At 43.0% G+C, this 3,989-nt stretch carries 4 protein-coding genes; all 4 read left to right on the plus strand.

Annotation, left to right across the window (positions count from 1 at the left end; genetic code table 11):
- Positions 1-492: RagB/SusD family nutrient uptake outer membrane protein (locus tag ACT8YW_RS22150; protein WP_444107167.1), on the plus strand; the 492-nt coding region annotated here is incomplete at its 5' end.
- Positions 493-504: 12 nt separating this feature from the next.
- Positions 505-1,179 carry a DUF3823 domain-containing protein gene (locus tag ACT8YW_RS22155; protein ID WP_009001171.1) on the plus strand — a complete coding sequence of 225 codons (675 nt, stop codon included), beginning with the start codon at positions 505-507 and terminating at the stop codon, positions 1,177-1,179.
- A gap of 77 nt (positions 1,180-1,256) precedes the next feature.
- Complete coding sequence (locus ACT8YW_RS22160; protein WP_444107168.1) at positions 1,257-2,255, plus strand: family 43 glycosylhydrolase; 999 nt, start codon at positions 1,257-1,259, stop codon at positions 2,253-2,255.
- A gap of 84 nt (positions 2,256-2,339) precedes the next feature.
- Entirely contained in the window at positions 2,340-3,932 is a 1,593-nt protein-coding gene (locus tag ACT8YW_RS22165) for a glycoside hydrolase family 30 protein (protein ID WP_444107169.1), read from the plus strand.
- Positions 3,933-3,989 lie beyond the last annotated feature (57 nt).

Below are 3,989 nucleotides of genomic sequence, written 5' to 3' on the forward strand. Positions count from 1 at the left end.
ACTCTCCGTAACTACGCTGAAAACTGGTGGCCTTGGTTCCGTTTGGGTGAAATCTATTTGAATGCTGCCGAAGCTGCTTTCGAATTGAATGACGAGCCGACAGCTTTACCCTACATCAACCGCTTGCGTCAGCGTGCCGGTTTCCCGGCCAACAGCCTGACAAGCCTGACAATAGAAAAGATTCAGAACGAACGTCGTGTGGAACTGGCTTTCGAAGATCACCGTTATTTTGATATGAAACGATGGAGAATAGCTGATATCACCTGGAACGGAAATACAGATAACGATAAAGCGATCGTTTACGGTTTATATCCTTATCGTATTGCCAAACCAAAACCGGGAACATCGGATCAGGACAAGTACATTTTTGTAAAGACGAAATCCGAACGTTTCAAGGTGGCAAGAACCTTCCAGCAGTCTAACTATTATTCATTCATTGCTGATGATGTAATTAATAACAATCCGACGATTGTGAAGAATCCATTCCAATAAAAATAAGAGATTATGAAAAAGATTATACCTTTCTTTATTATGATATGTTGTTTGTTGGCAGTAAGCAGTTGCAGCTACGACAACTTTGAGGAACCTAAGGCTACGTTGACCGGAAGAGCAATTTATGACGGTGAAGCGGTAGGGGTTAGAAGCGGAAGTTCAGAGTTTGCTTTATTCCAGGACGGTTATGCTTTGCATGGCTCTATTCCGGTGTATGTTGCGCAGGACGGAAGCTATTCCGTGTCCCTTTTCAATGGTGATTATAAATTGGTGCGTATGGGTAATGCTCCTTGGGAAAGACCTTCTAATGACACAATTTATATTACAGTGAAAGGAAACACTGTGCAGGATATTCCTGTGACACCGTATTTCTCTGTCAGAAACGTATCTTTTGCCAGAAACGGCAACAAGGTTACCGCACGGTTTACTATTAATAAGGTAGTTGCCGATGCCAATCTGGAGAATGTAGGCATCTATTTGGGAACAGGTATCCTGACGGATGAGAAACAAAAGGAAGCGGAGTTGGCGTTGGGTAATACCGTTTCACTCAATCAGGAGAACACTGCTGAAATTGAGATTCCAAGTGGCTTACTCAATGAATCCTATCTTTACGCTCGTGTCGGAGTTAAATCAGACAAATCATCGGAATATTGTTACAGCCAATCTATTAAAGTAGCATTGAAATAAATAGTATCAAGAATGTAAATACCGGAGGGGGAGTATCACAACCAGATATTTCCCCTTTTTATCCAACTCATGAAAATATGATAGCACCTATTAAACAAACTTTGATTATAATCGGCCTGATATTGGCAGTGACGCTGCCTGCTTTCGCGTTATCTGGTAATCCTGTGTTACCAGGTTTCCATGCTGATCCTGAAATTTTATATTCTAACAAGACTAAGAAATACTATATCTATTCCACCACAGACGGACAGCCTGGATGGGGTGGTTGGTATTTTACCGTTTTTTCGTCTGTTGACTTAAAGAATTGGAAGGATGAAGGGACAATGCTGGATTTGAAATCAGATCAGGTACCTTGGGCGGATGGTAATGCGTGGGCACCTTGTATTGAAGAGAAGTTGACAGGAGGAAAATATAAATACTTCTTTTACTACAGCGGTAATCCGAAAGCAGGCGGAGGAAAACAGATTGGAGTAGCTACGAGCGATTCTCCTACGGGGCCGTTTGTTGATTTAGGGCATCCCATTGTAACGGATTCACCCACCGGAAACGGTCAGCAAATAGATGTGGATGTGTTTACCGATCCGGTTTCGGGGAAGTCTTATCTGTATTGGGGAAATGGCTATATGGCAGGTGCGGAACTGAATGAGGATATGGTTTCCATTAAGAAGGAAACGGTCACAGTGATGACTCCCGAAGGAGGCACTTTGCAGGATTATGCTTATCGTGAAGCTGCTTATGTGTTCTACCGTAACGGACTTTACTATTTCATGTGGTCGGTAGATGATACAGGGTCTCCCAATTATCATGTAGCTTATGGCACTTCAACCTCACCTTTGGGACCAATTAAAGTAGCTAAGAATCCTGTTATACTGATTCAAAACCCGGAAAAGGAAATATACGGTCCTGCTCATAATGCTGTTTTGCAAGTTCCCGGCACTGATAAGTGGTATATTATTTATCATCGCATTAATAAGAATTATCTCAAAAGTGATCCCGGTGTTCATCGTGAAGTATGTATAGATCGTATGGAATTTAATGAAGATGGGAGCATCAAGCAAGTAATACCCACTCCTTAATAATATCTTTCCTGATTTCGGTAGATGGTTAGGTTGTTTCAGGACGGAATTGTATTGTATGATTTGAATAATGAAAGATTATAGATGAATAGGATTATAGGTAAAAAGAGAGTAGCGATTTTAGGTTTTCTGTTTGTATGTGTGGCGGGTGGATGTTCTCAATCTGTTCCTGATGTAAGTTATCAGATAGAAACGGATAAGCCTTGTCAAACGATGGCATATTTTAGTGCTTCAGACGCCTGGAGTATGCAGTTTATCGGACTTTGGCCGGAAGAGAAACAAAACCAGGTAGCCGATTGGCTGTTCAGTACAGAAAATGATGTGAACGGACAGCCGAAAGGTATCGGCCTGTCCCTCTGGCGTTTCAATGTCGGTGCAGGCAGTGCGGAACAAGGGGAGACTAGTCAGATCGCTTCTCCCTGGATGCGAGCCGAGTGTTTTCAGAACGCGGATGGAACGTACGACTGGAACAAGCAACAGGGACAACGAAATTTTCTGAAACTGGCAAAGGAACGGGGAGTCAATAAATTCCTGGCTTTCCTGAACTCGCCTCCCGTACATTATACACAGAACGGATTGGCAACCAATACCGGTCGTGGAGGTACGGCAAATCTGAAGCCGGATTGTTATGAAAAGTACGTCCGTTTTCTGGCAGATGTAGTACAAGGCGTAGAAGAACATGATGGCATCAAGCTCAACTACATCTGTCCTTTCAACGAACCGGACGGACATTGGAATTGGGTAGGACCGAAACAAGAAGGTTGTCCGGCAACCAACAAAGAAGTAGCTCATACTGTCCGTTTGTTAAGCAAAGAATTTGTAAGCCGGAATATGGATACGCAGATTTTGGTGAATGAATCTTCCGATTATCGCTGTATGTTCCGCACTCACGAAACAGATTGGCAACGGGGTTATCAGATTCAAGCCTTTTTCTGTCCGGATAGTGTAGATACATATTTAGGAGATACTCCGAATGTTCCCCGCCTGATGCTTGGTCATAGCTATTGGACAACGACTCCGTTAAGTGAATTACGTAATATCCGCTGCCAGTTGCGGGATACCTTAGATAAACATCAAGTTGGCTTCTGGCAAACGGAGACTTGCATCATGGGTAATGATGAAGAAATTGGTGGTGGAAATGGTTTCGATCGTACAATGAAGACAGCGCTCTATGTGGCACGTATCATTCATCATGATATTGTGTATGCCAGAGCTGAAAGCTGGCAATGGTGGCGTGCCATTGGCGGTGACTACAAAGACGGACTGATTCGTGAGTATACAACAGACGATAACTTCTTGGATGGTACAGTAGAGGATTCTAAACTGATGTGGGCTTTAGGAAATTATAGCCGTTTTATCCGTCCGGGAGCAGTCCGGCTATCTGTTTCCGCTTTCGATCAGACAGGTGCTCTGATTCCTGACGGCGACACCGACCAGCAAGGATTGATGTGTTCTGCTTATAAGAACGTAGACGGAACGTATGTGATAGTAGTTATTAACTATGCCAATGAAGAAAAAGAGTTTTCTATTCATAAAGGAAAAGTAGGAAATGCGCAATGGCAGATTTATCGTACTTCAGATAAAGAGGGGGAAGATTTGCTTCCGGTGGGGACAGTGAAAAGTGGGAAGATTGTTCAGATTCCGGCGCGTTCTATTGTAACGCTTCAGAGTAACTAATAAAACGTGAGTTCGACATAAAATCAAAAGATAGTAAGTTGCCCGTCATTGATAAAG

Source organism: Bacteroides sp. (genome assembly GCF_052357945.1).
Classification (GTDB): Bacteria; Bacteroidota; Bacteroidia; order Bacteroidales; family Bacteroidaceae; genus Bacteroides.

What these genes read in the sequence shown, in the direction of transcription:
- ACT8YW_RS22160 (WP_444107168.1), top strand. Translation starts at nt 1,257, where the DNA reads ATGATAGCACCTATTAAACAAACTTTGATTATAATCGGCCTGATATTG.
- ACT8YW_RS22165 (WP_444107169.1), top strand. Translation starts at nt 2,340, where the DNA reads ATGAATAGGATTATAGGTAAAAAGAGAGTAGCGATTTTAGGTTTTCTG.
- ACT8YW_RS22155 (WP_009001171.1), top strand. Translation starts at nt 505, where the DNA reads ATGAAAAAGATTATACCTTTCTTTATTATGATATGTTGTTTGTTGGCA.